The sequence below is a fragment of the Shinella sp. 838 genome (genome assembly GCF_029623935.1).
Lineage (GTDB): Bacteria > Pseudomonadota > Alphaproteobacteria > Rhizobiales > Rhizobiaceae > Shinella.
Map to the genome: position 1 here is coordinate 168,879 of NZ_JARSBQ010000006.1, position 26,299 is coordinate 195,177.

The following is a 26,299-nucleotide window of genomic DNA, read 5'->3' on the forward strand; positions in this document are numbered from 1 at the left end:
TCCCCGCTTGCGGGGAGAAGGTCCCGGCAGGGGGATGAGGGGCGTGCGTCGCTCCCGGTAGGAGCCGCCCATGCCCGTTGAAACAAAGACCACCTGCCCCTATTGCGGCGTCGGCTGCGGGGTCATCGCAACGGTGGCCGACGACGGCGCCGTCTCCATCAAGGGCGATCCCGACCATCCCGCGAACCACGGCCGGCTCTGCTCGAAAGGCTCGGCGCTCGCCGAAACGATCGACCTCGACGGCCGCCTCCTCCATCCCGAAATCGGCGGTCGGCCATCCACATGGAATGAAGCACTCGACCGCGTCGCCGAGAAATTCACCGCGGCCATCGCCGAGCACGGCCCCGATTCCGTCGCCTTCTACGTCTCTGGCCAGTTGCTGACGGAAGACTATTACGTCGCCAACAAGCTGATGAAGGGCTTTGTCGGCTCGGCCAATATCGACACCAATTCGCGGCTCTGCATGTCCTCCTCCGTCGCCGGCCATCGCCGCGCTTTCGGCTCGGATACCGTGCCGGGAACCTACGAGGATCTGGAACTGGCCGACCTCGTCATCCTGACGGGCTCGAATCTCGCCTGGTGCCATCCGGTGCTCTACCAGCGGCTGGCGGCGGCAAAGGCGAAGCGGCCGGGCCTCAAGGTGGTGGTCATCGATCCGCGCCGCACCATGACGGCCGATATCGCCGACCTGCATCTCGCCATCCGGCCGGACACGGATGTGGCACTCTTTGCCGGCCTGTTCTCCCATCTCGTGCAGAACGGCGCGGTGGACCAGAATTTCGTCGCGGCGCATACGTCGGGCTTTGCCGAAACCTTCGCCGCGGCCCTTTCCTTCAACGACGTGCTGGAGAGAACCGGCCTGCCGGCCATGCAGCTTCGCGAATTCTACCGGCTGTTCACGACGACGGAAAAGGTGGTGACCTGCTACAGCCAGGGCGTCAACCAGTCCTCGTCGGGCACCGACAAGGTCAACGCCATCCTCAATTGCCACCTCGCCACCGGCCGGATCGGCCGGCCGGGCATGGGGCCGTTTTCGCTGACCGGCCAGCCGAACGCCATGGGCGGGCGCGAGGTCGGCGGGCTCGCCAACATGCTTGCCGCTCATATGGCGATCGAGAGCGCCGAGGACCGCGACCGGGTGCGGCGCTTCTGGAATGCGCCGCGCATCGCCGACAAGCCGGGGCTGAAGGCGGTCGATCTCTTCCAGGCGGTGGCGGCGGGGCGCATCAAGGCGCTGTGGATCATGGCGACGAACCCCGTCGTCTCGATGCCGGATGCCGACGCCGTCGCGGCAGCGCTAAAAACCTGTCCCTTCGTCGTCGTCTCCGACATCCTGCGCGAGACGGACACGGCGCGCCACGCCCATGTGCTGCTGCCCTCGCTCGGCTGGGGCGAGAAGACGGGCACGGTCACCAATTCCGAACGCCGCATCTCCCGCCAGCGCGATTTCATGGCCGCACCCGGCGCGGCGCGGGCGGACTGGTGGCAGCTTGCCGCGGTCGCCCGGCGCATGGGCTTTGCGAAAGCCTTCGCTTACGAAACACCAGCCGCGATCTTTGCCGAGCACGCCGCGCTCTCCGCCTTCGAAAACCACGGCAGCCGTGATTTCGACATCGGCGCCCATGCCGGCATTGAGGGGCCGGCCTATGAGGCGCTTGTCCCCTTCCAATGGCCACAGCCCCTCGGAAGCGGGCCAGCGGATACCCGCTTCTTTGTCGATGGCGGCTTCTATCACCCGGACGGCAAGGCCCGCTTCATCGCGGTCGCGCCCGCCGCCGCGGACCGCACGGACGCCGCCTATCCTTTCACGCTCAACACCGGCCGCATCCGCGACCAGTGGCACACCATGACGCGCACGGGCAAAAGCGCCCGCCTCTGCGCCCATATCGCCGAACCCTTTGCCGAACTCCATCCGCGCGATGCGCTGGAGATCGGCGCCGTGCCGGCCGGCCTCGTCGAGATCGAAAGCCCGTTGGGCAGGGCGGTGGTGCGCGCCCTCGTCACCGATCGCCAGGCGCGCGGCAGCCTTTTTGCGCCGATGCACTGGAACGACCAGTATGCGGCGAAAGCCCGTATCGACGCCCTCGTACCGCCGGTGACGGATAAAGTTTCAGGCCAGCCGGCCTCTAAAAACGTCGCCGTCGCCGCCCGCCCGTTCAAGGCGGCGCTGTATGGTTTTGCCGTGTCGCGGGCGAAACCCGAAGGGTTCGATGCCGCCTATTGGGCGCTGGCCAAGGCCGAGGGCGGCTGGCGGCTGGAGCTTGCCTTCGAAACCCCGGTGGACGACTGGGCCGAATGGTGCCGCCGCAGCTTTGCCACAGCGGAGGGCATAGAACCGCTCGGTTACGCCGACCGGCAGACCGGCGAAATCCGGCTCGCCTTCTTCGACGGGCCACGCCTGCTGGCCGCCTTCTTCCTGGCAAAGGAGCCGGTGGCGGTGGCGCGCAACTGGGCGATCGCAGAACTCTCCGCCGAACACACGAACCTGCGCAAGCGTTTCTCCCTCGTCGCCGGGCGGCCGGGGGCGGACAAGCCGGATCCCGGCGCCACCGTCTGCGCCTGTTTCGGCGTCGGCGTCAACCAGATCGTGGCCGCAGTGCGCGGAGGGTGCCACAGCGTCGAGGCGGTCGGCACGGCGCTGAATGCCGGCACGAACTGCGGCTCCTGCCGCGGCGAAATCCGCGGCATCATCGACGGATGCCTTGCCGCGGCGGCGGAGTAGCGCTGGAAGGCTTAGCGGGGGCAAGGCGGTAGCTTGTGAAATGCAAGCGTCGCCACGCTCCCCTTCTCCCCCGCGGGGAGAAGGTGCCGGCAGGCGGATGAGGGGGCCGTCTGAAGCGCAAAAGACTGTTTTGATCCGTCGGCGCCACCCCCTCATCCGACCCTTCGGGCCACCTTCTCCCCGCGGGGGAGAAGGGAAGGCGGCATCGTCCTGCCCCATGTGCCCCGTCAGAACCCCGCCGCCGTCTGCAACTGAAGATTCTCCTTCAGCAGGACCTCGATGCGGATGCGCTCCTGCGAGGCCAGCAATTCGCGGTGGTCGGCGCGGGCGCGCATGATGCGCAGTGCGCTGCGCACGGCATGGCCGGGGTCCTGGGCGATCACGGCGTCGATGCGCTCGTCGAGCAGCGCCTGTTCGCTGAACGGCGTGTGTTCGTGCGCGACGACGGTGAGGGGGCGGGCGCCTTGCGCGTTCCAGACGGCGGTCAGCGGCACCCGCGCTTCCGAACTCAGCACATAGACGGCGATGGTATCGGGATTGTGCTGCAAGGTGCGCTGGATGATGAGGTCCGCGCGTTTTTCGTCGGCATAGGTTTCCAGCGACGGCAGGCTTTGCAGGTGCGGAAACTGCGCGTTGATGATGCTGTCGAAGCCGAGGCGGCGCTGGATGCTGTCGAGCGCCATCATGGTTTCGGCGACGACCATGATCTTTCCCGGCCGCGCGCCGATGAAACGGCCGGCGATCTTGCCCGCCGTCGCGCCGGCGGCAAAATTGTCGATGCCGACATAGTCGGCGCTTTCCAGCCGCTCCTGACCGGAGAGGAACTGCACGACCTTGACGTCGCGCTCGACGAGTCGCACCAGCGCGTCGCGCACCTGGGGCGATTCCGGCGCCATGACGGCAACGCCGTCCACCGCGTCGTGGTCGATGACCGTCAGATATTTGGCGACATGGTGCGGGTCGCTCATCGGGATCCGCACGGCCTCGACCTCGATCGAATCGGCGCGCAGCGCCTCCTTGGCCTCGCCGACGCGGGCGATGAGTTCCGTCAGGTACTGGTCGCCGGAGGTCGGCAGCACGAAGCGGAAGCGATAGGTCTTGTTGCGCGCCAGCGCGACCGCCGCGGGATTGCGCACGAAGCCGATGCGCTCGATCGCCTCGGCCACCCGCTTTGCCGCCTTCGGGCTGACATTCGGGCGCTCGTTGAGGACGCGGTCGACGGTCGCGAGGCTGACGCCTGCGGCTTCTGCCAGGTCTTTTGCGGTTGGCCGCATTCTCCGCTCTCTTTCATGATGCCGGCGCGATGCCGGGCACGACGGCGTAATCCCTGATGCGATTTCTCTAACAAAGCCAAGCGAAAAGCAAGAATTGAAGTGCGCACCTCAAAAATCGCTTGCATTGAGGTGCGCACCTCAATATGACTCCTGACGCGGCTTGCAGGAGGAAAATGCGTGCCGCAGAGGCGGCGCGGAGGAGACAGGCCCGCCGGGAAGTCATTCCGCGTCATGTGCCCGCAACGGGCGTTTTCAGCCTTCCGATGGCTCGGGAGGCGAGGGAGGAGGGTCCCGCCATGAAATTTCGCAACGTAAAAACATTGGCCGCTTTCGGTGCGCTTCTGGCCGCCGGCGTCGCAACGACCGGTCAGGCGAGCGCCAAGGACTTGACGCTGTGCTGGGCCGCCTGGGATCCGGCGAACGCGCTCGTCGAGCTCAGCAAGGATTTCGAGGCCAAGAGCGGCGTCACCATGAAATTCGAGTTCGTGCCGTGGCCGAATTTTGCCGACCGCATGCTCAACGAGCTGAATTCCGGCGGCAAGCTTTGCGACCTGATGATCGGCGACAGCCAGTGGATCGGCGGCGCCGCGGAGAACGGCCAATATGTCAAGCTCAACGATTTCTTCGACAAGGAAGGGATCAAGATGAGCGACTTCATCCCGGCGACCGTCGTCGGTTATGCCGAATGGCCGAAAAACTCGCCGAACTACTGGGCGCTGCCGGCCTTCGGCGATGTCGTCGGCTGGAGCTACCGCAAGGACTGGTTCGCCCGTCCGGAATTGCAGGCCGAATTCAAGGAGAAGTACGGCCGCGAGCTCGCGGTGCCGAAAACGTTCGGCGAATTGAAGGACATCGCGCAGTTCTTCCAGAAGCGCGAGATCGACGGCAAGACCGTCTATGGCGCGGCGATCTATACGGAGCGCGGCTCCGAGGGCATCACCATGGGCGTCATGGATGTGCTCTATAGCTTCGGCTTCAAATACGAAAACCCGGAAAAGCCCTATGAGCTGGAGGGCTACGTCAACTCCGCCGAGGCGGTGAAGGGGCTGGAGTTCTACAAGGAACTCTACGATTGCTGCACGCCGCCCGGCCATTCCGACGCCTATATGTCGGAGGACATCGACGCCTACAAATCCGGCCAGGTCGCACTGCACATGAACTTCGCCTTCACCTGGCCGGGCATCCATGCCGACGCCAATGTCGGCGGCGAAAAGTCGGGTTATTTCCCGAACCCGGCCGGGCCTGACGGTGTCGCCTATGCCCAGCTCGGCGGCCAGGGCATCTCGGTCGTCTCCTCCTCGGAAAAGCAGGAGGATGCGCTCGCCTATATCAAGTGGTTCGCGCAGCCCGACATCCAGCAGAAATGGTGGGAGATGGGCGGCTATTCGGCGCTCCTGAAGGTCGTCGAGGATCCGAAGTTCGCCACCAGCCAGCCCTATGCGCAGACCTTCCTCGATTCCATGGCGATCGTGCAGGATTTCTGGGCGGAGCCGGCCTATGCCTCGCTGCTCCAGGCGGCGCAGAAACGCTTCCACGACTATGTCGTCGCCGGCCAGGGTTCGTCCAAGGATGCGCTCGATGGTCTGGTCAAGGACTGGACGCAGGTGTTTGACGACGAAGGCAAGTACTGACGCCATCGGGTGGTCGCTCGCCTAGGGATGGAAACGCTGCCCCATCCCCTTCTCCCCGGCGGGGGGAAGGTGCCGGCAGGCGGATGAGGGGAGATCGACGGCGTCAAAAATCGGAGTGATCCGTCGGCGCCCCCCTCATCCGACCCTTCGGGCCACCTTCTCCCCGCGGGGGAGAAGGGAGAGCGGCACCGTATTGCGTCACCGCCGATCGCCTTCATACTCCGCCCTGTACCCGCGCCTCCCAGCGGGCCACGGCGCGGCCGGAGCCGGGGATGTTCCCCCGGCTCTGTCGCCGCTCAGTCGAAAAATATTAGGGGAATACCCATGCTGAAATCCTCCGTGGACCGGGTCGCCGAGGCGACGCCGCATTCCATCGCCAGACGCATGCACGGCCTGTCCGACCGCGCGCTCGCCTGGCTCTTCGTCGCCCCGTCGATCGTGCTGCTGCTGGCGGTCAACATCTTTCCGCTCATCTGGACGATCCGGCTGAGTTTCACCAATTTCCGCGTCAACCGGCCGAATGCCGAGGTCGAGTTCGTCGGCCTGAAGAACTACCTGAACATCCTGTCGGATCGCGACATCTGGCTGACCATGCAGGCGACGGCGCATTTCCTGATCTGGACCATCGTGCTGCAGGTGCTGATCGGTTTTGCGCTCGCCTATCTCATCAACAAGAAGTTCCGCGGCAACGACCTCTGGACGACGATCATCGTGCTGCCGATGATGCTGAGCCCGGCCGTGGTCGGCAATTTCTGGACCTTTTTGTACCAGCCGCAGATCGGCCTCTTCAATTATGCGGTCGGCTTCCTCACCGGCGCGGATCCCTCCAGCTTCTCGATGATCGGCGACGTCAAGCTCGCGCCCTGGGCGATCATCATCGTCGATACCTGGATGTGGACACCCTTCGTCATGTTGATCTGCCTTGCCGGCCTGCGCTCCATTCCGCCCAGCATCTATGAAGCGGCCGAATGCGACCGCGCCAGCAAGTGGCGGCAGTTCTGGACGATCACCATCCCGCTCGTCCTGCCCTTCCTGATGCTCGCCGTCTTGTTCCGCGGCATCGAGAACTTCAAGATGTTCGACCTCGTCGTGCAACTGACAGGCGGCGGCCCCGGCTCGATCACCGAACTCACCTCGATCAACCTCAAGCGCGAGGCCTTCGAGAAGTGGCGCACCGGCTATGCCTCGGCCTATGCCGTCATCCTCTTCGTCACGGTTTTCGGCCTCGCCTCGATCTATGTCAAAGCGCTCAACAAGGTGAAACAACGATGAGCAGCTATTCCGTCACCGAGCCGTCGCTGCGGCAGAAATGGGTCGCGGGCATCCTGGTCGTCGGCTACGCGCTGATCACCATCCTGCCGCTCGTCTGGATCATCGGCACCAGCTTCAAGACCCCGTCCGACGCCATCGCCTATCCGCCGAAGACCTTCTTCACGCCGACGGTGGAAGGCTATGTCAACGTCTTCACCACCCGCACCCGCCTGTCGCCCGAACAGTTGCAGGCGCTCGGCGAGCCCACCACCTGGTACGACAAGCTGGTGCGCAAGGACGGGCTCGTCATTTCCGGCCCCTCGCGTTTTGCCGAACGGTTCACCAATTCCGTCATCATCGGCTTCGGCTCGACGGTGCTGTGCATCGTGCTCGGCACGGCCGCGGCCTATGCCTTCTCGCGCTTCAAGGTGCCGCTGAAGGACGATCTCCTGTTCTTCATCCTCTCCACCCGCATGATGCCGCCCATCGCCGTCGCCATCCCGATCTTCCTGATGTTCCGCTCGCTCGGCCTCAGCGACACCCATGCCGGCATGATCCTGCTCTATACGGCGGTCAACCTGTCGCTCTCCGTCTGGCTCTTGAAGGGTTTCATCGACGAGATCCCCGTCGAATACGAGGAGGCGGCGCTGATCGACGGCTACACCCGCTTCCAGGCCTTCTACAAGGTCGTGCTGCCGCAGGCCGCGACGGGCATCGCTTCGACCGCGATCTTCTGCCTGATCTTCGCCTGGAACGAATATGCCTTCGCCGTTTTGTTGACATCTGGCAACGCCCAGACGGCCCCGCCCTTCATTCCCACCATCATCGGCGTCAGCGGCCAGGATTGGCCCGCCGTCGCCGCCGGCGCCACACTCTTCCTCGTGCCGGTCATGGTGTTCACCATCCTTCTGCGCAAACATCTCCTGCGCGGCATCACCTTCGGAGCAGTCCGCAAATGACACGATTTTTCAATGGCCTAATGCATTTCCGGCGCAGCGCCTGGGAAATGCTGGCCTCGGTGCTGATTGCGGCGGGCGTCGTCATGCTCATGCAGCCCTTCGCGCTCACGCTTTACTCCTGGTCCTTCGTCGTCACGCTCCTGGGCACGGTGATGTTCATCATCGTCAGCCATTTTCCGGAGTAGGCCGATGGCGCAAATCAGGATCCAGAACGTCCGCAAGGAATTCGGCGCCTTCACCGCCGTGCGCTCCTCCTCCTTCACCATCGAGGACGGCGAATTCTTCATGCTGCTCGGCCCTTCCGGCTGCGGCAAGACCACGACGCTGCGCATGATGGCCGGCCTCGAACTGCCAACCTCGGGCGAGATCTTCATCGACGGCGAGGAAGTCGGCATGAAGCCGGCCAGCCAGCGCGACATAGCCTTCGTCTTCCAGATGTTCGCGCTCTACCCGCATATGAACGTGCGCAAGAACATCTCCTATCCGCTGGTCAGCCAGGGCATGAAGCGCGAGGAGGTGAAGACGCGCGTCGCCGAAGTCGCCCGCATCCTCAAGATCGAGCATATCCTCGAAAAACCCGTCGGCGGCCTCTCCGGCGGCGACCGCCAGCGCGTGGCGCTCGGCAGGGCCATCGTGCGCCGGCCGAAAGCCTTCTTCATGGACGAGCCGCTCGGCGCGCTCGATGCGGAGTTCCGCGAGCACATGGCGGAGGAACTGCGCGCGCTGCACGACCGCATGGGCGCGACAACAGTCTATGTCACGCACGACCAGCTCGAAGCCATGCAGATGGGCGACAAGATCGTCGTGATGAACCACGGCGTCGTCGAGCAATTCGGCAAGCCGCAGCAGATCTACGACTGGCCGGCGACGAAATTCGTCGCCCAGTTCATCGGTTCGCCCTCGATGAATTTTTTGGAGTTCGAAGGCATGATCGGCATCGGTGGCACCAGCGTCGATCTTGGCGGCGTCAGGATGACCGTGCCTGCCGCGCGGGAGGGCCGCGCCGGCCGCCTGACGCTCGGCGTGCGCCCGGAACATGTGAGATTGCGCGACGACGCGGCCTATCGCGGCCAGGTCAGCGCCGTCGAATATCTCGGCACGACGCAGATCGTCACGCTCTCGACGGGGCACGGCGAGCTGAAGGCGCGCATTTCCTCCGGCCATAGGGTGCGCGAGGACGAGCTGGTCGGCCTCGATTTCGACGCGCGAACCCTCTCGCTGTTCGATGCGGAAAGCGGCAAGGCCCTCCTGTCAGAGGGCAATGAAGGAGTGCTGGCCCATGGCTGAGATCGTGCTTGAAAACGTCACGAAACGCTTCGGCGGCACCGTCGCGCTCGACAATGTCTCCCTGACGGTGCCGGACGGATCCTTCGTCGTGCTGCTCGGGCCGACGGGCGCGGGCAAGACGACCACGCTGCGCATGGTCTCCGGCCTCGATGCGCCCGACAGCGGCGAGGTCTTCATCGACGGCCGGCCGATGAAGGGCCTGTCGCCGGCCGAGCGCAATGTCGCCATGGTGTTTCAGCAATATTCGCTCTATCCGCACCTCACCGTCCGCCAGAACCTGGAGTTCCCGCTGAAATCCCCGCTCCTGAAGACGCCGCGTGCGGCGATCGACCGGAAGGTCCGGGAGGTCGCCGAGGTCCTGCAGATCGCCCACAAGCTGGAGAACAAGGCGACGGCGCTTTCGGGCGGCGAGATGCAGCGCGTCTCCATCGGCCGCGCGCTGGTGCGCAATCCGGAAATCTTCCTGATGGACGAGCCGCTGAGTTCGCTCGACGCGAAACTTAGGGCGGACCTGCGCATCGAGTTGAAGCGCATCCAGGCGAAGTCAGGCGCGACGCTGCTCTACGTCACCCACGACCAGATCGAGGCGATGACCATGGCGACCCATGTCGGCGTGCTCAACGAGGGCAGGCTGGTGCAGTTCGGCTCGCCGCGCGAGGTTTATGAGCAGCCGGTCAGCGTCTATGCCGCGACCCGCCTCGGCCAGCCGCGCATCAACGTGCTGCCGGCCGATCTTTTCGCCGGCGCGCCGGCGGGGGCGAAGAACATCGGCCTTCGTCCGGAGCATATATCGCAAGGGGAGGGCGAGGAGGCGCTGGTCAAGCGCGTCGAGCATCTCGGCGACCAGACCCGCCTGCACCTTACCTTCAAGCGGCACGACCTCATCACCGTCACCGATGCCCACACGCCGCTTCGGGGCGGCGAGACCATAAAAATCCAACCGTCGCGGCCGCTCTATTTCGATGCTGCCGGCATGCGTTTAGCTTAGGGAGAACAACAACCATGGCGCAATTCATCAACCGGCGCGAAGATGTCGTCACCGAGGCGATCGACGGGGTGCTGGCCCTTTCCGGCGGGGCGCTGACCCGGCTCGACGGCTATCCGCATATCCGCGTCGTCCTGCGCAGCGACTGGGACAAGTCGAAGGTGGCGATCGTCTCCGGCGGCGGCTCGGGCCACGAGCCTGCCCATGTCGGCTTCGTCGGCAAGGGCATGCTGACTGCCGCCGTCTGCGGCGACGTCTTTGCCTCGCCGAGCGTCGACGCCGTGCTCGCCGGCATTCTGGCGGTCACCGGCCCCGCCGGATGTCTCCTCATCGTCAAGAACTACACCGGCGACCGCCTCAATTTCGGCCTTGCCGCCGAGCGCGCCCGCGCCTTCGGCCTCAACGTCTCGATGGTCATCGTCGGCGACGACATCGCGCTGCCCGACCTGCCGCAGGCCCGCGGCGTCGCCGGCACGCTCTTCGTGCACAAGATCGCCGGCGCGCTCGCCGAACAGGGCGCCGACCTCGACACGGTCACGAAAGCCGCCAGGCACGTCATCACCGGCACGCGCTCCATCGGCATGTCGCTCGATACCTGCCGCGTGCCCGGTTCGCCGAAGGAGGACCGCATTCCCGACGGCAAGGCCGAACTCGGCCTCGGCATCCATGGTGAGGCGGGCGTCGAGCAGATCGATTTCACCGGCGCCCGCGCCGCCGTCGCCACAATGGTCGAGCGGCTCGCCGCCGTGATGGGCGAGGGGCCGCATGTCGCGCTGATCAACAATCTCGGCGGCGCCTCGGTGGTGGAAATGTCGGTGCTCGCCCATGACCTCCTCGGCTCCACGATCGGCGGAAAAATTACCCACACCATCGGCCCCGCGCCGCTGATGACCTCGCTCGACATGCAGGGCTTTTCGATCTCCGTCTTCCCCGCCAACGCGGCCGAGCTGGAACTCCTGAAAACCCCCGTGCCGATCGCCGCCTGGCCCGGCGTTTCGGAAATCCGGCCGATCGCCATCGCCGCCCTGCCGGACGGCCTGACGCCGATCACGCCGATGGCCTCGCACCACGAAGCGACCCGCGCCTTCGTCATCGATTGCTGCAATGTCCTCATCGCCGCCGAACAGGACCTCAACGCCCTCGACGCCAAATCCGGCGACGGCGACACCGGCTCGACGCTGGCGGGCGCTGCCCGCGCGCTGATCAGCGCCATCGACCGTCTGCCGCTCTCCGACCACACGCAGCTCCTGCGTGCCATCGGCCAGGAGCTGAGCCAGACGATGGGCGGCTCCTCCGGCGTGCTGCTCGCCATCTTCTTCGCCGCCGCCGGCGACGGCGCCTCCAGCGGCCTGCCGATGCGCGAGGCGTTGCGCGCGGGCCTTGCCCGCATGCAGGAGATCGGCGGCGCGCATATCGGCGACCGCACCATGGTCGATGCGCTCTCCCCGGCGCTCGAAGCGCTCGGCGAGAGTGTTGCCGCCGCTGCGGGTGCGGCAAGGCAGGGCGCGAACTTCACCGCGACGCTGACGCGGGCGAAGGCCGGGCGGGCGGCCTACATCAATGCGAAGCAGTTGGAGGGCCATGTCGATCCGGGTGCGGAGGCGGTTGCCCGGCTGTTCGAGCATCTGGCGGCTTGACGTAGTGGCGAAACCTCTCCTCCGTCATGGTCGGGCCTGACCCGACCATCCAAGCCGCGGGTGCCGCGTGGATCCTTGGGTTAAACCCGAGGATGACGGAAGAGGGTGGGGTGAGGGCCGTCCAAAAAGCAAGGCCGGGGCAGCGATTTGCTGCCCCGGCCTTTGTCTGTTGAGATAAGGCTGCGCTGGTTACGCCGCGTGCGCCTCGCCTTCCCCTTCCATCGTCGACTTGCCGTGCTGCACCAGCGGGCGGTTGCCCGCGAGGCGCCGCAGCAGCACGTAGAAGACCGGCGTCATGAAGATGCCGAAGAAGGTGACGCCGATCATGCCGGAGAAGACGGCAAGGCCCATGGCGGCGCGCATTTCGGCACCCGCGCCGGTCGAGAGCACCAGCGGCACGACGCCCATGATGAAGGCCATGGAGGTCATCAGGATCGGGCGAAGACGCAGGCGGCTGGCTTCGATCGCGGCCTGGACGGGTGTCCTGCCCTCGAATTCCAGTTCGCGTGCGAACTCGACGATCAGGATGGCGTTCTTCGCCGACAGGCCCACCAGAACCACGAGGCCGATCTGGGTGAAGACGTTGTTGTCGCCGCCCGTGTACCAGACCCCGGCAAGTGCCGCGAGCACGCCCATCGGCACGATCATGATGATGGCGATCGGCAGCGTCAGGCTTTCATATTGCGCGGCGAGCACCAGGTAGACCAGCAGCAGCGCCAACGGGAAGACGACGATGCTCGAATTGCCGGCCAGGATCTGCTGGTAGGTGAGGTCCGTCCACTCGAAGTCGATGCCTGATGGCAGCGTCTCCGCCGCGATCCTTTCCACCGCGGCCTGTGCCTGGCCAGAGGAGAAGCCCGGGGCCGGGCCGCCGTTGATGTCGGCGGCAAGGAAGCCGTTGTAGCGCGTGGTGCGCTCCGGCCCGGTCGTCGCATCCACCTTCAGGAGCGCGGCGAGCGGGATCATCTCGCCGGTCTGCGAGCGCACTTTCAACTGGCCGATGTCTTCCGGCTTGGCGCGGAAGGCGGAGTCGGCCTGCACGCGCACCGAATAGGTGCGGCCGAAGGCGTTGAAGTCGTTGACGTAGAGCGAGCCGAGATAGATCTGCAACGTCTCGAACACGTCGGTCACGCGCACGCCGAGCTGCTGGGCCTTGGAACGGTCGAGGTCGGCATAGAGCTGCGGCACGTTGATCTGGAAGCTGGAGAACAGGCCCGCCAGCTCCGGCGTCTGGTAGGCTTTGGCGAGGAACGCCTGCGTCGCCTCGTTGAGCGGCCCGTAGCCGAGGCCGGCGCGGTCTTCGATCTGCAGCTTGAAACCGCCCGTCGTGCCGAGGCCGTTGACCGGCGGCGGCGGGAACATGGCGATGAAGGCGTCCTGGATGCCGGAGAACTTCTGGTTGAGCTGCATGGCGATGGCACCGCCGGAAAGCTCCGGCGTCGTGCGCTCCTCGAAGGGGGCGAGCGAGGCGAAGACGATGCCGGAGTTCGAGCCGATGGTGAAGCCGTTGATGGAGAGGCCCGGGAAGGCGATGGCATGCTCGACGCCCGGCTGTTCCAAGGCGATCTCGCTCATCTTCTTGATGACCTCTTCCGTGCGGTCGAGGGTGGCGCCGTCAGGAAGCTGTGCGAAGCCGATGAGATACTGCTTGTCCTGTGCCGGCACGAAGCCGCCGGGCACGGCGTTGAACACCGCATAGGTCGCGCCGACGAGGGCGAGATAGACCGCCATGACCAGCGACTTGCGCGAGACCAGCCCGCCGACGCTGCGGCCGTACCCCTTGCCGGCGGCGTTGAAGGCGCGGTTGAAGCCGCGGAAGAACCAGCCGAACAGGCCGTCCATGATCCGCGTCAGCCAATCCTTCGGCGCATGGTGGTCCTTCAGGAGAAGAGCCGCCAATGCCGGGGAAAGCGTCAGCGAGTTGATGGCGGAGATGACCGTCGAGATGGCGATGGTCAGCGCGAACTGGCGGTAGAACTGGCCGGAAAGACCGCTGATGAAGGCGAGCGGCACGAAGACAGCGACGAGCACCAGCGCGATGGCGATGATCGGGCCGGAGACTTCGCGCATCGCCCGGTAGGTGGCTTCGCGCGGGGTGAGGCCGTTCTCGATGTTGCGCTCGACGTTTTCGACGACGACGATCGCGTCGTCCACCACGATGCCGATGGCGAGAACGAGACCGAAGAGCGTCAGCGCGTTCACCGAGAAGCCGAAGGCATACATGACGGCGAAGGTGCCGATGATCGAGACCGGGACGGCGAGCAGCGGGATGATCGAGGCGCGCCAGGTCTGGAGGAAGACGATGACGACGAGCACGACCAGGGCGATCGCTTCGAGCAGCGTATCGACGACCTTTTCGATCGAGGCGCGCACGAATTCCGTCGTGTCGTAGACGATCTCGTATTTCACGCCTTCGGGCATGGCGAGCTGGAGCTGGTCCATCGTGGCGCGCACGTTGTCGGCGATCTCGATGGCGTTCGAGCCTGGCGCCTGGAGCACGGCGACGGCGACGGCCGGCTCGCCGTCGAGCAGCGAGCGCAGCGAATAGTCGGCCGCGCCCATCTCGATGCGCGCGACGTCGCGAAGGCGGGTGATCTCGCCTTCCGTGCCGGTCTTCACGATGATGTTGCCGAACTCTTCCGGCGTGCGAAGGCGGCCTTGCGCGTTGACGTTGAGCTGGAGGTTGACGTCGCTGGACGTCGGCGAGGCACCGATGATGCCGGCGGCCGCCTGGACGTTCTGCTCGCGGATGGCGTTGGAAATATCGCTGGCGGCGAGCGCATGTTCAGCCGCCTTCTGCGGGTCGATCCAGACGCGCATCGCATAGTCGCCCGCGCCGAACACCTGGACCTGGCCCACGCCTTCGATACGGGCGAGGCGGTCCTTGATGTTCAGCGTGGCGTAGTTGCGCAGATAGGTGATGTCGTAGCGGTCGGTCTTCGAGACGAGGTTCACCACCATGATGAAGTCGGGCGAGCTTTTGACCGTGGTGACGCCGAGCGCCCGCACTTCGGCGGGAAGGCGCGGTTCGGCCTGCGACACGCGGTTCTGCACGAGCTGCTGGGCCTTGTCCGGGTCGGTGCCGAGCTTGAAGGTGACCGTCAGTGTCAGGACGCCGTCGGAGGTCGCCTGGCTGTTCATGTAGAGCATGTCCTCGACGCCGTTGATCTGCTCTTCGAGCGGTGTCGCGACGGTTTCGGAAATGACGACCGGGTTTGCGCCAGGATAGGTGGCGCGCACGACGATCGAGGGCGGAACGACCTCGGGATATTCGGAGATCGGCAGGGCGCGCATGCCGATCAGGCCGGCGACCACGATGAGGATCGACAGCACACCGGCAAAGACCGGGCGATCGATGAAGAAACGGGAGATATTCATGGCGAAAGGACCCCTCTCCAGGGACGAACAGGCCCATCCGGCGGGCGATGCGCCGCCGGCGGGTATGGGATTGTTGCTTGCATTGGGGCAGGGCGGGTAAGCGTCCTGCCGATCTTTGGTCATGGCGGTCGCCACGCCTTCCGTAGGGAAGATCGTCGCAGTCGGTCTGGCCCCTCATCCAGCCTGCCGGCCACCTTCTCCCCGTAAACGGGGCGAAGGGGATCCGCCGCGCCGGTTTCCCCTATCGTGCCCGTTCGTGGGGCACGTCCCCTCTCCCCGCTTGCGGGGAGAGGGTTAGGGTGAGGGGCCGAACCTCGACCCGCCCGCTTACTTCACCGAGGCGACGTTCTCCTGCACCTGCGGATCGACGACGACACCCGGGCGGATGCGCTGCAGGCCGTTGACGACGATGCGGTCACCGCCGGAAAGGCCGCTTTCGACGATGCGCTCATTGCCCGAGAGGCCGCCGAGCACGACCGGCCGGTAGGTCACCTTGTTATCCTTGTCGATGACGAAGACGAACTTCTTGTCCTGGTCCGTGCCGACAGCCTTCTCGCTGACGAGGATCTTGCTCTCGGCCCTGGGCTCGCCCATGCGGATGCGCACGAACTGGCCGGGGATCAGCCGGCCGCCGGGATTGTCGAAGACGGCGCGCACGGTGATCGTGCCGCTTGCCGCATCCACCTCGTTGCCGATGAGCTGGAGCTTGCCGTGGATCGGCGTGCCCTCGTCGACAAGCGTGCCGACTTCCACCGGGATCTGGTCGATCGGCGGCAGCGCGCCATCGGAGGCCGGCAGGGCGGCGAGCGCCTTGGCGACCGTCTCCTCGCTGACATTGAAGCCGGCATAGATCGGATCGACCGAGACGAGCGTCGTCAGGGCCGGCGAGGCGGAGCCTTCAGCGACGAGGTTGCCGATGGTGATCTCCACTTTGCCGACACGGCCGGCGACCGGTGCGCGCACTTCGGTATAGCCGAGCTGGAGCTTTGCGGCATGCAGGGCGGCTTGCGCCGTCTTCAGCGCGGCGCGGGCCTCGGCCAGCGCGTTCTGGCGCTGATCGACCTCGCTCTGCGAGACGCTGTTGCTCTTGGCAAGCCGCTCACCGCGTTCCAGTTCGATCGAGGCGAGTTTCACTCGCGCTTCGGCGGAGGCGTACTGGCCTTCGGCCTGCGTCACCGCTGTCTTGTAGGGCTCCTGGTCGATGGTGAAGAGCAGGTCGCCCGCCTTCACCAATGCGCCTTCGCGGAAATTCACCGCCTCGATGGCGCCGGCGACGCGCGAGCGGATCTGCACGCGGTCGATGGCCTCCAGGCGGCCGGAAAACTCCTGCCAGGCGACGACATCGCGGTTCTCGACGACGGCGACCGTGACCGGCACCGCCGGCACTTCGGCCGTCACGGTGGCTTCGGCCTGGGCGACGTTGCCCGGCAGTTGGAAATAAAGGGCTGCGGCGGAAACGGACACAGCCAGTCCCAGGCCGGCGCCCGTCAGGGCCCAGCGTTTGCGCTTCGACGTCATTGTCTCTTCTCCTTGCGGCCTTTCCGGCCACGCTCTATCGGCTTGTTCTCAATGCAAATTAGTGAATGCTTATATCCTTGATGAAATCGGAGAAATGCTCGGCGAGGGAGTTTCGCCATGCTCCGGTGACATCGGATTTCCCGCTGTAAATCGAAGACCAGCCTGTTCCCGCGGGAAGAACATGCTGCTGAACCTTGACGCCCGACGCCCTCAGACGGTCGGCATAACCCTGCGCCTCGTCGAGGAGCGGGTCGTCCGCCGCCGACAGGACAAGGGCCGGGGCGACGCCCGAGAGCCGCGAACAGAGGCTCGGGGCGGCGTAGGGGTGGCAAACGCCGCCGCTGAGATAATGGCTCCAGCCATTGGACCAGCGCTCGCGCATCCCGATCTCATCGGCGCTGCGGAAGGAGGTCGTACCCATGAAGGGATCGAGCAGCGGCGAGATGAGCACCTGACCGTCGAGCTCGTTGGCAAAGTGGTCGCGCGCCTTCAGCGCCACGCCGGCGGCGATGTTGCCGCCAGCTTCCTCGCCGCCGATGAGCAGCGGCGACTTACGGTCGCCGAGGCCTGCACACTTCTTGGCAAGATAGGAAAACACCGAGAAGCCGACTTCCAGCGGCTGGGGGAAGATCCCGCCACCCGGCGCATTATAGTCGGGCACGGCGACGATGGCACCGGTCGCAGCCAGCATTTCGGCAAGCGGGCACTCGACAACACCGGATTCGAGGAAAGCGCCGCCATGAAAGTAGAGCAGGATGGGGGCGCCCTTGGCGAACTCCGCTCCCTGATAGACGCGCGCGGACACGGGGCCGCTGGCCACCTTGTCGAACGTCATGTCCTTGATCTCTACCGACATCGTCTCGCCCTCGCCCCGCACTGGAATTAGAATGGGGCCTCACGATTTATATCGTACCTGATCTCTGCGATATAAGTGTGCTAAAACTGACTTCACTATCCAGAATTTCGAACAATCATAGCTTCCGACGCAGGAATGTTCCATGGATCAGCTTTCCGCAATGCGTGCCTTTCTCCGTGTGGTCGAGACCGGCAATTTCACCCGGGCCTCCGCCGCGCTCGGCATGCCCAAGGCGACGGTGAGCAATCTCATCCAGAATCTGGAAACCCATCTCCAGACCAAGCTGCTCAACCGCACGACGCGGCGGGTGATGGTGACGACGGACGGCGCGCTTTATTACGAGCGGGCAATCCAGATCGTCGCGGAGATCGACGAACTCGACGGCAGCCTTTCGCACTCCCATGCAAGCCCCCGTGGCCGGCTGCGCGTCGAGATGGCGGGGGCCTTCGCCGACCTCCTGATCATCCCGAAGCTCGGCAATTTCCATAAGAAATATCCCGATATCCATATCGACCTCGGGGTCGGCGACCGGACGGTGGATTATCTCGCCGAGAACGTCGACTGCGCCCTGCGCGGCGGGGCGCCGGGCGACCAGTCGCTGATCGCAAGGCGGGTGGCGGAGATCGACGTGGTTACCTGTGCCGCGCCTGCCTATCTGGAGATCTTCGGCGCGCCGGAGCATCCGCTGGATCTCGGCGGGGAGCATCATTGCGTCAACTACTTCCTCGCACAGACGGGCCGCACCATGCCCTTCGAATTCGAGAAAGGCGCGGAAAAAATCGAGGTCAACAGCCGCTATATCGTGTCGGTCAACGATGCCCGCAGCTATCTCGCCGCCGCGCTCTCCGGCCTCGGCATCGTGCCGCTGCCGCGCTTCATGGCGACGGAGGCGCTGGCGAGCGGGGCGCTGGTGCCCGTTCTGCCCGGCTGGCGCTCCGAACCCATTCCGCTCTACATCGTCTATCCGCCGAACCGACACCTCTCCAACAAGGTGCGCGTCTTCGTCGACTGGCTGGTGCGCCTGCTTGCCGAAGCACAGCTCGGCAAACCGGCCTAGGCCGAAACGGCTGTCTCGTCATGACACCGGCACAGGGGGGAGAAGGCATGTCCGGTTTGACGGCGCGAATACGGGTCGCACCCGGCAAACGGAACGCGGCGACCACCCTCAAGAACGAGAGGATGCCGGTCCTTGACGTTTGACACGCACGATTTCGAGATCGAGGAGATCCTGTTTGAGGAGGGCGAACTCCTCGTGCTCTCGCTCGGCTTTGCCTCAGCGGACGATCCGCTCGACATCTTGCACATCGCCTGCGGGCGCACCCGGAGCGGCGCGGAACCGCCGCTCCTCGAAGACCGGCTCTATCTTGAACGCACGGACCAGGACCTTGCCTGCGACGGCCACGCGGTGCGCGCGCTCATCGGCCATTCCGACCATGTCGAGCTTGTCCTGACGGAGGAGGGCGCTACCGCCCTCGGCCTTGCCGCCCGCACGCGCTTCCGGTTCACCCGCCAGCCGTCGCTCGCCGCCGACGCGCTGCGGCTGCTTGCCGCCATGGCCGCTGCCGGCCAGAGCCAGGTTGCCGTGCGGAAGGCCGTCTCTCCGAGTGCGACATAGACGCTCGTGGCGATGGGCGTATAACGGATCCAACACATCTTCCCCACCGAAAGGAACAGCCCATGGACCGCTGGCCCGACCGCCGCATTCTCGATCTCTTCGGCATCGACCTGCCCATCCTCCAGGCGCCGATGGCCGGCTCGACCGGAGCGGAGATGGCCATCGCCGTTTCAAGGGCCGGCGGGCTGGGGTCACTGCCGAGTGCGCTGCTCAGCGTCGAGCAGGTACAGGCGGCGCTCACCGATATCCGCACCGCCACGGATCGGCCGGTCAATGTGAACTTTTTTGCCCATACGCCGCCGGCGGAGAACGCGGCGGCCGATGCGGCGTGGAAACAGGGTCTCTCCGGCTATTACCTCGAAGCGGGGCTCGACCCCGCCATGCCGATCCCCGCGACGGGGCGTGCGCCCTTCGACGACGCCTATTGCCGCGTGGTGGAAACGGTGCGGCCGGAGGTGGTGAGCTTTCATTTCGGCCTGCCGGAGGCGGGGCTGCTCGCAAGGGTCAGGGCGACGGGCGCGAAAATCATCTCGTCGGCGACGACGGTCGCCGAGGCCGTCTGGCTGGAGGCGCATGGCGTGGATGCCGTCATCGCCATGGGCTTCGAGGCCGGCGGCCACCGCGGCAGTTTCCTGACCGATATCATGGCGGCGCAGGTGGGCACGATGGCGCTGGTGCCGCAGGTGGTGGATGCGGTGAAGGTTCCCGTCATCGCAGCGGGCGGCATCGCCGATGGGCGAGGGATGGCGGCGGCGCTGATGCTGGGCGCGTCGGCCGTGCAGGTCGGCACGGCCTATCTTTTCACACCGGAGGCGCGGATGAACCCGTTCCACAAGGCGGCGATGGCGACGGCGCGCGACGACAATACGGCGCTCACCAATCTTTTCACCGGCCGGCCGGCACGCGGCATCTTCAACCGGCTGATGCGGGAGATCGGCCCGATGTCGGAGCTCGCCCCCGCCTTCCCGACGGCCGGCGGCGCGCTCGCCCCGATCCGCGCGAAGGCCGAGGCGGCGGGACGGGACGATTTCACCAATCTCTGGTCCGGCCAGGCCGCGCGGCTCGCGCGGGCCCTGCCGGCGGGGGAGCTGACGACAAAGCTCGTTGCGGAGGCGCTGGAGGTTTTGGGGCGGCGTTGATGTGGACCAAGGTGTGAGCTTTGCCCCTCACCCTAACCCTCTCCCCGCAAGCGAGGAGAGGGGACTTGCCCCACGAACGGCCTTAGTACGGGAAGCCGGCGCAGCATAGGCTTCGCCCCGCTTGCGGGGAGAAGGTGCCGGCAGGCGGATGCGGGGCGAAGTCGCTCTGAGTTCGACCTCAGTTTTGGTCGAGCGCCCGCGTCAGCGTCAGTGCCGCAATCGTGCAGATCGCGCCCGAGATAAGATAACCGCCGATGAAGATGATGCCGAAGCTGGTGGCAAGGCCGAGCGCCACGAGCGGCGCAAAGCCGGCGCCGACGAGCCAGGCGAGGTCCGAGGTCAGCGCCGCGCCGGTGTAGCGATAGTACTTCGTGAAGCGCGAGGATACGGCGCCCGAGGACTGGCCGAAGGTGAGGCCGAGGATGAAGAAGCCGATCAGGATATAGGCATCCTGCCCCTTGCCGCCGGAATCCAGCAGGAACGGCGCGGAGAAGGAGAAGATCGCGATGAGGATGGCGCCGGCCATGAGCTGGTTGCGCCGCCCGATGCGATCGGCGATGACACCCGAGAGCACGATCCCCACGGCGCCGACGGCCGCGCCCGCCACCTGCACCCAGAGAAACTCCTGCACCGACTGGCCGCCATTGAGCATGATCCAGGAGAGCGGGAAGATGGTGACGAGGTGGAACATGGCGAAGCTTGCCAGCGGCACGAAGGCGCCGAGCACCACATCCATCGAATGTTTGCTGAGCATTTCGAAGACCGGCCGGGGCTGCAGTTCCTGCGCTTCCATGGCCGCGCCGAACTCCTTGCTGGCGACGATGCGCAGGCGCGCGAAGAGCGCCACGACGTTGATGGCGAAGGCGACGAAGAACGGATAGCGCCAGCCCCAGGCGAGGAAATCCGCCTCCGAAAGACTGGTGACGAAATAACCGAACAGGATGCTGGCGAGCGCAAAACCGAAGGGCGCGCCGAGCTGCGGGATCATCGCATACCAGCCGCGGCGGTTTTCCGGCGCGCTGAGGCTGAGCAGCGAGGCGAGCCCGTCCCAGGCGCCGCCGAGCGCGAAACCCTGCCCCAGCCGGAAGAGCGCGAGCAGCGCGACCGCCCAGTAGCCGATCGTCTCGTAGCCCGGCAGGAAGGCGATGGAGGCGGTGGAGCCGCCGAGGATGACCAGTGCCACCGTCAGCTTGGTGCCGCGGCCGTAGTTGCGGTCGATCCACATGAAGACGAAGGAGCCGACCGGACGGGCGAGGAAGGCGAGGGGGAAGAGCGCGAAGGACATCAGCGTCGCTGCGACGGCGCTGCCGGCGAAGGGGAAGATCAGCTTCGGGAAAACGAGGATGGAGCCGAGGCCGTAAACGAAGAAATCGAAGAATTCGGAGGTGCGCCCGATCACCACGCCGATGGCGACACTGCCGGGCGACAGCGGCTTGTCGTCCGCATGCATGCGGCGGGCATCCCGCTCGAGACCGGAGGACGAAGGATTAGCGACCGAACTCATGAATTTCTCCGAGCAATGTGCGCCATGTCGTTAGAGTGTTGACTATTCGGCGTCCAATATCAAGAATTAGGCGAAACGTGCGCGTTGCGGCAAGGTTGCGTCCGAACCTTCGATCCGTCGCAGCGGGCATGCGAGACCCGCGACGATTATTGCGCTAGATCAATTTTGCGGCGGCGGACAGCCCAAATGTCTCTACCGCACTGCGACAGAATGCTGCGCTGCGACGAAGCACCTCACTTCCAAGCGCGACCATGCCCGCTTATTGCCGACTAGACAGAACGCAAGTTGAGGCCGCAATGCCGAAGCCATTCAGTTTAGCCCGAGTCTCGATCCTCCCCCTGATGCTGGTCCTGCTCACCGGATGCAACATGGTTGTCATGTCGCCGTCCGGCGACATCGCCGCCCAGCAACGGGACCTGATCGTCGTCTCGACCATTCTCATGCTGATCATCATCGTACCGGTGCTGGCAATGACGCTCTATTTCGCCTGGCATTACCGCCAGTCGAACACCGCGGCGAAATACGATCCGGAGTGGCATCATTCGACGGGCCTGGAAGTCGCCATCTGGTCGGCCCCGCTCGCCATCATCATCGCGCTCGGGGCCATCACCTGGGTCAGCACCCACAAGCTCGATCCGTACCGGCCGCTGGAGCGGCTCGACGCGGCGCGGCCGGTGACGGAAGAGATGAAACCGATCACCGTGGAGGTGGTGGCGCTCGATTGGAAATGGCTGTTCTTCTATCCGGAATACGGCATCGCCACCGTCAACGAGATGGCAGCGCCCGTCGACGTGCCGATCAACTTCAAGCTCACCGCCTCTTCGGTGATGAACTCCTTCTATGTGCCCGCGCTTGCCGGCATGATCTACACCATGCCCGGCATGGAGACGAAGCTGCACGCCGTCATCAACAAGGCGGGCGAGTACGAGGGCCTGTCGTCGAACTACAGTGGTGACGGTTTCTCGCACATGCGCTTCAAGTTCCACGGGGTCGACCAGGCCGGTTTCGAGGCCTGGGTGGCGCGGGTCAAGCAGAACGGCACGGCGCTCAACCGCGACGCCTACCTGAAGCTCGAAAAGCCGAGCGTGAAGGAGCCGGTGCGCTACTACGCCACTGTCGACAACGGGCTCTACCAGGCTGTGCTCAACATGTGCGTGCGCGACGGCCAGATGTGCATGAAGGACATGATGCACATCGACATGATGGGCGGCGCCGGCAAGGAAAGCCACGACAACAAGGCCAAGCTCGAGCACGACAACCGCCATGCCGAGGACGAGGCGCCCGCCGCCACCTTCCCCGAGACCGGCAATCCCGCGCGCAGCGAAGAACCGGCCGAGGGCGTCGAGGAGAACCCGGCAACGATGAACCACGACGCGCACCAGTCGCACTAGCCGCGCTGGTCGCACCAGTTTTCATTGCGCCCGCCGGCTGCGGCGGGCGCGCAAGGCCCAAGGTCCCACCGGGCCGCCTACGCAACGATATTGGACGATCCCATGTTCGGCGACATCAGCCTCACGCAATTCATCTTTGGACGGCTCACCTGGGAAGCGATCCCCTACCACGAGCCCATCCTCGTCGTGACCTTCGCGGTCGTGGCGCTGGGCGGCATCGCGCTTCTCGGCCTGATCACCAAGTTCAAGCTCTGGGGCTATCTCTGGAACGAGTGGTTCACGTCGGTCGATCACAAGAAGATCGGCATCATGTACATCATCCTCGCCATCGTCATGCTTTTGCGTGGCTTTGCCGATGCCATCATGATGCGCATCCAGCAGGCGATCGCCTTCGGCGGCAACGAGGGCTATCTCAACGCCCACCACTACGACCAGATTTTTACCGCCCATGGCGTGATCATGATCTTCTTCGTGGCGATGCCCTTCGTCACCGGCTTCATGAACTATGTCGTGCCGCTACAGATCGGCGCGCGCGACGTCTCCTTCCCCTTCCTCAACAACTTCTCCTTCTGGATGACGACGGGCGGCGCGGTCATCATCATGATGTCGCTCTTCGTCGGCGAGTTCGCCCGCACCGGCTGGCTCGCCTATCCGCCGCTGTCGGGCGCGGACTACAGCCCCGGCGTCGGCGTCGATTATTACATCTGGGGGCTACAGGTCGCGGGCGTGGGCACGACCTTGTCGGGCATCAACCTGATCGCGACCATCGTGAAGATGCGCGCGCCGGGCATGACCTTCATGAAGATGCCGGTCTTCACCTGGACCGCGCTCTGCACCAACATCCTCATCGTCGCGACCTTCCCGATCCTGACGGCGACGCTCGCCCTCCTGTCGCTCGACCGTTACGTGGACACGAACTTCTTCACGAACGACCTCGGCGGCAACCCGATGATGTATATCAACCTCATCTGGATCTGGGGCCATCCGGAGGTCTACATCCTCGTGCTGCCGGCCTTCGGCATCTTCTCCGAGGTGGTCGCGACCTTCTGCGGCAAGCGGCTCTTCGGCTACACGTCGATGGTCTATGCCACCTGCGTGATCATGATCCTTTCTTATCTCGTCTGGCTGCACCACTTCTTCACCATGGGCTCGGGCGCGTCCGTCAACGCCTTCTTCGGCATCACGACGATGATCATCTCGATCCCGACGGGGGCGAAGATGTTCAACTGGCTCTTCACCATGTATCGCGGGCGCATCCGCTACGAGGTACCGATGCTGTGGACGGTCGGCTTCATGGTGACCTTCGTCATCGGCGGCATGACGGGCGTGATGCTCGCCATCCCCCCGGCCGACTTCGTGCTGCACAACTCGCTGTTCCTCATCGCCCATTTCCACAACGTCATCATCGGCGGCGTGCTGTTCGGGCTGATGGCGGGCGTCGTCTACTGGTTCCCCAAGGCCTTCGGCTACAAGCTCGATCCCTTCTGGGGCAAGATGAGCTTCTGGTTCTGGCAGATCGGCTTCTTCTTCGCCTTCATGCCGCTCTATGTGCTCGGCCTGATGGGCGTCACCCGCCGTGTCAGCCAGTTCGAGGATCCCTCGCTGCAGATCTGGTTCATCATCGCCGCCTTCGGTGCCTTCCTGATCGCGCTCGGCATCGGCTCCTTCATCGTGCAGCTCGTCGTCAGCTACTTCAAGCGCGACCAGCTGCGCTGCGACAGCGGCGACCCCTGGGACGGCCGCACGCTCGAATGGTCGACCTCATCGCCGCCGCCGGACTACAACTTCGCCTTTACTCCTGTCGTGCACGACCACGACAGCTGGTACGACATGAAGAGCCGCGGCTATGAGCGTCCGCTCGGCGGGTTCCGGCCGATCCACATGCCGAAGAACACCGGCACGGGCGTCATCCTGTCGGCCATCAGCGTCGTGCTCGCCTTCGCGCTGATCTGGTACATCTGGTGGCTTGCAGCGCTCTCCTTCATCGGCATCGTCACTGTTTCGATCGCCCACACCTTCAACTACGACCGCGACTTCTTCATTCCCGCCGACACCGTGACGGCGACGGAGGATGCGCGCACGAAACTGCTTGAAGAACGGACCTGAGCCATGAGCGCGACCCAAGTCCACAATCCCGACGAAAAGCCGGTCTTCTACCTCAAGGACGATCATCACCCGGAAAACAGCACCATGCTGGGTTTCTGGCTCTACCTGATGAGCGACTGCCTGATTTTCGCCGTGCTCTTTGCCACGCACGGCGTGCTCGGCCGCAACTATGCGGCAGGGCCCTCGCCGGCCGATCTCTTCGACCTCAATCTCGTCGCCATCAACACGGCGATGCTGCTCTTCTCTTCCATCACCTACGGATTTGCCATGCTCCAGATGGAGCGGGGCGCCAAGATGGAGACCCTGGTCTGGCTCGGCATCACCGGCGTCTTCGGCGCGGCGTTCCTGGCGCTGGAGCTCTATGAGTTCTACCACCTGATTGCCGAGGGCGCCGGCCCGACGCGTTCGGCTTTCCTTTCCTCCTTCTTCACGCTGGTCGGCACGCACGGCCTGCACGTCACCTTCGGCATGATCTGGCTGATCACGCTGATGGTGCAGGTGAAGAAACACGGTCTCAACCCCGAGAACCGCCGCCGACTGATGTGCCTGTCCATGTTCTGGCACTTCCTCGACGTCATCTGGATCGGCGTCTTCTCCTTCGTCTATCTCCTGGGAGTCCTCGGATGAGCGCCCACCCCACCCACGAAAGCGCCCACGACACCCACCATGCCCACAGCGATGGCCATGGCGCCGGCCACGGCTCGTTCAGGGGCTACATGATCGGCTTCGTGCTCTCGATCGTCCTGACGGCCATTCCCTTCTGGCTGGTCATGGGCGGCGTGCTCGACAGCAAGCTTTTCACCGCCGTTCTCGTCATGGGCATCGGCGTGGTGCAGATCGTCGTGCACATGGTCTACTTCCTGCACATGAACCCGCGCTCGGAAGGCGGCTGGACGATGATGGCGCTGATCTTCACCCTCATCATCGTCGGCATCGCGATCGCCGGCTCGCTCTGGGTCATGCATCACCTCAACACCAACATGATGCCGATGACCCACGAGATGATGAAGAACATGCCCTGAGCGGGGTGGTGGATGTGCGGGAAA

20 protein-coding genes are annotated in these 26,299 nt (G+C 64.9%); 15 read left to right on the plus strand and 5 right to left on the minus strand.

Features of this window, described 5'->3' with window-relative positions; all coding sequences use genetic code 11:
• The first annotated feature begins 70 nt into the window (after positions 1-70).
• On the plus strand, positions 71-2,722 hold the full coding sequence (locus tag P9A16_RS19425; RefSeq protein WP_023517258.1) for a nitrate reductase: 2,652 nt from the start codon (positions 71-73) through the stop codon (positions 2,720-2,722).
• A 227-nt stretch (positions 2,723-2,949) separates the two neighbouring features.
• Here the strand turns inward: P9A16_RS19425 and P9A16_RS19430 are convergent, their stop codons facing one another.
• Positions 2,950-3,996 (minus strand): LacI family DNA-binding transcriptional regulator, encoded by a 1,047-nt coding sequence (locus tag P9A16_RS19430; protein WP_023517188.1) that lies wholly within the window; start codon positions 3,994-3,996, stop codon positions 2,950-2,952.
• Positions 3,997-4,292: 296 nt separating this feature from the next.
• On the opposite strand from P9A16_RS19430, the gene P9A16_RS19435 reads away from it, so the two are divergent.
• From P9A16_RS19435 to P9A16_RS19465, 7 genes are all read left to right on the plus strand, one after another.
• On the plus strand, positions 4,293-5,627 hold the full coding sequence (locus tag P9A16_RS19435; RefSeq protein ID WP_037406593.1) for an ABC transporter substrate-binding protein: 1,335 nt from the start codon (positions 4,293-4,295) through the stop codon (positions 5,625-5,627).
• Positions 5,628-5,951: 324 nt separating this feature from the next.
• Complete coding sequence (locus P9A16_RS19440; RefSeq protein WP_023516419.1) at positions 5,952-6,899, plus strand: carbohydrate ABC transporter permease; 948 nt, start codon at positions 5,952-5,954, stop codon at positions 6,897-6,899.
• The gene (locus tag P9A16_RS19445; RefSeq protein WP_023516418.1) at positions 6,896-7,837 is read left to right on the plus strand and encodes a carbohydrate ABC transporter permease; all 942 of its coding nucleotides are present in this window, start codon (positions 6,896-6,898) and stop codon (positions 7,835-7,837) included. Before P9A16_RS19440 ends, P9A16_RS19445 begins: the two co-directional genes overlap by 4 nt.
• Positions 7,834-8,022 (plus strand): hypothetical protein, encoded by a 189-nt coding sequence (locus P9A16_RS19450; protein ID WP_023516417.1) that lies wholly within the window; start codon positions 7,834-7,836, stop codon positions 8,020-8,022. The genes P9A16_RS19445 and P9A16_RS19450 overlap by 4 nt, the downstream gene beginning before the upstream one ends.
• 4 nt (positions 8,023-8,026) lie before the next feature.
• A complete protein-coding gene (locus tag P9A16_RS19455) occupies positions 8,027-9,124 on the plus strand; it encodes an ABC transporter ATP-binding protein (protein ID WP_024271040.1) in 1,098 nt (365 codons plus the stop codon).
• The gene (locus P9A16_RS19460; protein ID WP_023517478.1) at positions 9,117-10,112 is read left to right on the plus strand and encodes an ABC transporter ATP-binding protein; all 996 of its coding nucleotides are present in this window, start codon (positions 9,117-9,119) and stop codon (positions 10,110-10,112) included. The genes P9A16_RS19455 and P9A16_RS19460 overlap by 8 nt, the downstream gene beginning before the upstream one ends.
• Before the next feature lie 14 nt (positions 10,113-10,126).
• The gene (locus P9A16_RS19465) at positions 10,127-11,746 is read left to right on the plus strand and encodes a dihydroxyacetone kinase subunit DhaK (RefSeq protein ID WP_024271039.1); all 1,620 of its coding nucleotides are present in this window, start codon (positions 10,127-10,129) and stop codon (positions 11,744-11,746) included.
• Between the two features lie 189 nt (positions 11,747-11,935).
• Here the strand turns inward: P9A16_RS19465 and P9A16_RS19470 are convergent, their stop codons facing one another.
• The 3 genes from P9A16_RS19470 to P9A16_RS19480 form a co-directional block, all read right to left on the minus strand.
• On the minus strand, positions 11,936-15,124 hold the full coding sequence (locus P9A16_RS19470; RefSeq protein WP_024271038.1) for an efflux RND transporter permease subunit: 3,189 nt from the start codon (positions 15,122-15,124) through the stop codon (positions 11,936-11,938).
• Positions 15,125-15,451: 327 nt separating this feature from the next.
• Positions 15,452-16,642, minus strand: coding sequence for an efflux RND transporter periplasmic adaptor subunit (locus P9A16_RS19475; RefSeq protein WP_023517007.1), 1,191 nt, complete (start codon positions 16,640-16,642; stop codon positions 15,452-15,454).
• Between the two features lie 58 nt (positions 16,643-16,700).
• Positions 16,701-17,498: an alpha/beta hydrolase fold domain-containing protein gene (locus tag P9A16_RS19480; RefSeq protein WP_023517006.1), complete on the minus strand. Its 798-nt coding sequence runs from the start codon at positions 17,496-17,498 to the stop codon at positions 16,701-16,703.
• 142 nt (positions 17,499-17,640) lie between these two features.
• Between P9A16_RS19480 and P9A16_RS19485 the strand changes: the two genes are divergently transcribed.
• From P9A16_RS19485 to P9A16_RS19495, 3 genes are all read left to right on the plus strand, one after another.
• On the plus strand, positions 17,641-18,555 hold the full coding sequence (locus tag P9A16_RS19485) for a LysR family transcriptional regulator (RefSeq protein WP_023517005.1): 915 nt from the start codon (positions 17,641-17,643) through the stop codon (positions 18,553-18,555).
• 132 nt (positions 18,556-18,687) lie between these two features.
• Entirely contained in the window at positions 18,688-19,113 is a 426-nt protein-coding gene (locus P9A16_RS19490) for a hypothetical protein (RefSeq protein WP_023517004.1), read from the plus strand.
• 62 nt (positions 19,114-19,175) lie between these two features.
• A complete protein-coding gene (locus tag P9A16_RS19495) occupies positions 19,176-20,252 on the plus strand; it encodes an NAD(P)H-dependent flavin oxidoreductase (RefSeq protein ID WP_024271037.1) in 1,077 nt (358 codons plus the stop codon).
• Between the two features lie 178 nt (positions 20,253-20,430).
• On the opposite strand, the gene P9A16_RS19500 is transcribed toward P9A16_RS19495, so the two are convergent.
• Positions 20,431-21,756, minus strand: a complete 1,326-nt coding sequence (locus P9A16_RS19500) for an MFS transporter (protein ID WP_023516011.1) — start codon at positions 21,754-21,756, stop codon at positions 20,431-20,433.
• Between the two features lie 296 nt (positions 21,757-22,052).
• Between P9A16_RS19500 and cyoA the strand changes: the two genes are divergently transcribed.
• From cyoA to cyoD, 4 genes are all read left to right on the plus strand, one after another.
• Complete coding sequence (gene cyoA, locus P9A16_RS19505; RefSeq protein WP_023516010.1) at positions 22,053-23,147, plus strand: ubiquinol oxidase subunit II; 1,095 nt, start codon at positions 22,053-22,055, stop codon at positions 23,145-23,147.
• 102 nt (positions 23,148-23,249) lie between these two features.
• A complete protein-coding gene (gene cyoB / locus P9A16_RS19510; RefSeq protein ID WP_023516009.1) occupies positions 23,250-25,253 on the plus strand; it encodes a cytochrome o ubiquinol oxidase subunit I in 2,004 nt (667 codons plus the stop codon).
• Positions 25,254-25,256: 3 nt separating this feature from the next.
• Positions 25,257-25,880, plus strand: a complete 624-nt coding sequence (gene cyoC / locus P9A16_RS19515; protein ID WP_023516008.1) for a cytochrome o ubiquinol oxidase subunit III — start codon at positions 25,257-25,259, stop codon at positions 25,878-25,880.
• Entirely contained in the window at positions 25,877-26,275 is a 399-nt protein-coding gene (gene cyoD, locus P9A16_RS19520) for a cytochrome o ubiquinol oxidase subunit IV (RefSeq protein WP_023516007.1), read from the plus strand. Before cyoC ends, cyoD begins: the two co-directional genes overlap by 4 nt.
• Positions 26,276-26,299: the final 24 nt, after the last annotated feature.

Bases quoted from the DNA above. Each gene is read 5' to 3' on its own strand.
- P9A16_RS19425 (WP_023517258.1), top strand. From the start codon at position 71: ATGCCCGTTGAAACAAAGACCACCTGCCCCTATTGCGGCGTCGGCTGC.
- P9A16_RS19430 (WP_023517188.1), bottom strand. From the start codon at position 3,996: ATGCGGCCAACCGCAAAAGACCTGGCAGAAGCCGCAGGCGTCAGCCTC.
- P9A16_RS19435 (WP_037406593.1), top strand. From the start codon at position 4,293: ATGAAATTTCGCAACGTAAAAACATTGGCCGCTTTCGGTGCGCTTCTG.
- P9A16_RS19440 (WP_023516419.1), top strand. From the start codon at position 5,952: ATGCTGAAATCCTCCGTGGACCGGGTCGCCGAGGCGACGCCGCATTCC.
- P9A16_RS19445 (WP_023516418.1), top strand. From the start codon at position 6,896: ATGAGCAGCTATTCCGTCACCGAGCCGTCGCTGCGGCAGAAATGGGTC.
- P9A16_RS19450 (WP_023516417.1), top strand. From the start codon at position 7,834: ATGACACGATTTTTCAATGGCCTAATGCATTTCCGGCGCAGCGCCTGG.
- P9A16_RS19455 (WP_024271040.1), top strand. From the start codon at position 8,027: ATGGCGCAAATCAGGATCCAGAACGTCCGCAAGGAATTCGGCGCCTTC.
- P9A16_RS19460 (WP_023517478.1), top strand. From the start codon at position 9,117: ATGGCTGAGATCGTGCTTGAAAACGTCACGAAACGCTTCGGCGGCACC.
- P9A16_RS19465 (WP_024271039.1), top strand. From the start codon at position 10,127: ATGGCGCAATTCATCAACCGGCGCGAAGATGTCGTCACCGAGGCGATC.
- P9A16_RS19470 (WP_024271038.1), bottom strand. From the start codon at position 15,124: ATGAATATCTCCCGTTTCTTCATCGATCGCCCGGTCTTTGCCGGTGTG.
- P9A16_RS19475 (WP_023517007.1), bottom strand. From the start codon at position 16,642: ATGACGTCGAAGCGCAAACGCTGGGCCCTGACGGGCGCCGGCCTGGGA.
- P9A16_RS19480 (WP_023517006.1), bottom strand. From the start codon at position 17,498: ATGTCGGTAGAGATCAAGGACATGACGTTCGACAAGGTGGCCAGCGGC.
- P9A16_RS19485 (WP_023517005.1), top strand. From the start codon at position 17,641: ATGGATCAGCTTTCCGCAATGCGTGCCTTTCTCCGTGTGGTCGAGACC.
- P9A16_RS19495 (WP_024271037.1), top strand. From the start codon at position 19,176: ATGGACCGCTGGCCCGACCGCCGCATTCTCGATCTCTTCGGCATCGAC.
- P9A16_RS19500 (WP_023516011.1), bottom strand. From the start codon at position 21,756: ATGAGTTCGGTCGCTAATCCTTCGTCCTCCGGTCTCGAGCGGGATGCC.
- cyoA (WP_023516010.1), top strand. From the start codon at position 22,053: ATGCCGAAGCCATTCAGTTTAGCCCGAGTCTCGATCCTCCCCCTGATG.
- cyoB (WP_023516009.1), top strand. From the start codon at position 23,250: ATGTTCGGCGACATCAGCCTCACGCAATTCATCTTTGGACGGCTCACC.
- cyoC (WP_023516008.1), top strand. From the start codon at position 25,257: ATGAGCGCGACCCAAGTCCACAATCCCGACGAAAAGCCGGTCTTCTAC.
- cyoD (WP_023516007.1), top strand. From the start codon at position 25,877: ATGAGCGCCCACCCCACCCACGAAAGCGCCCACGACACCCACCATGCC.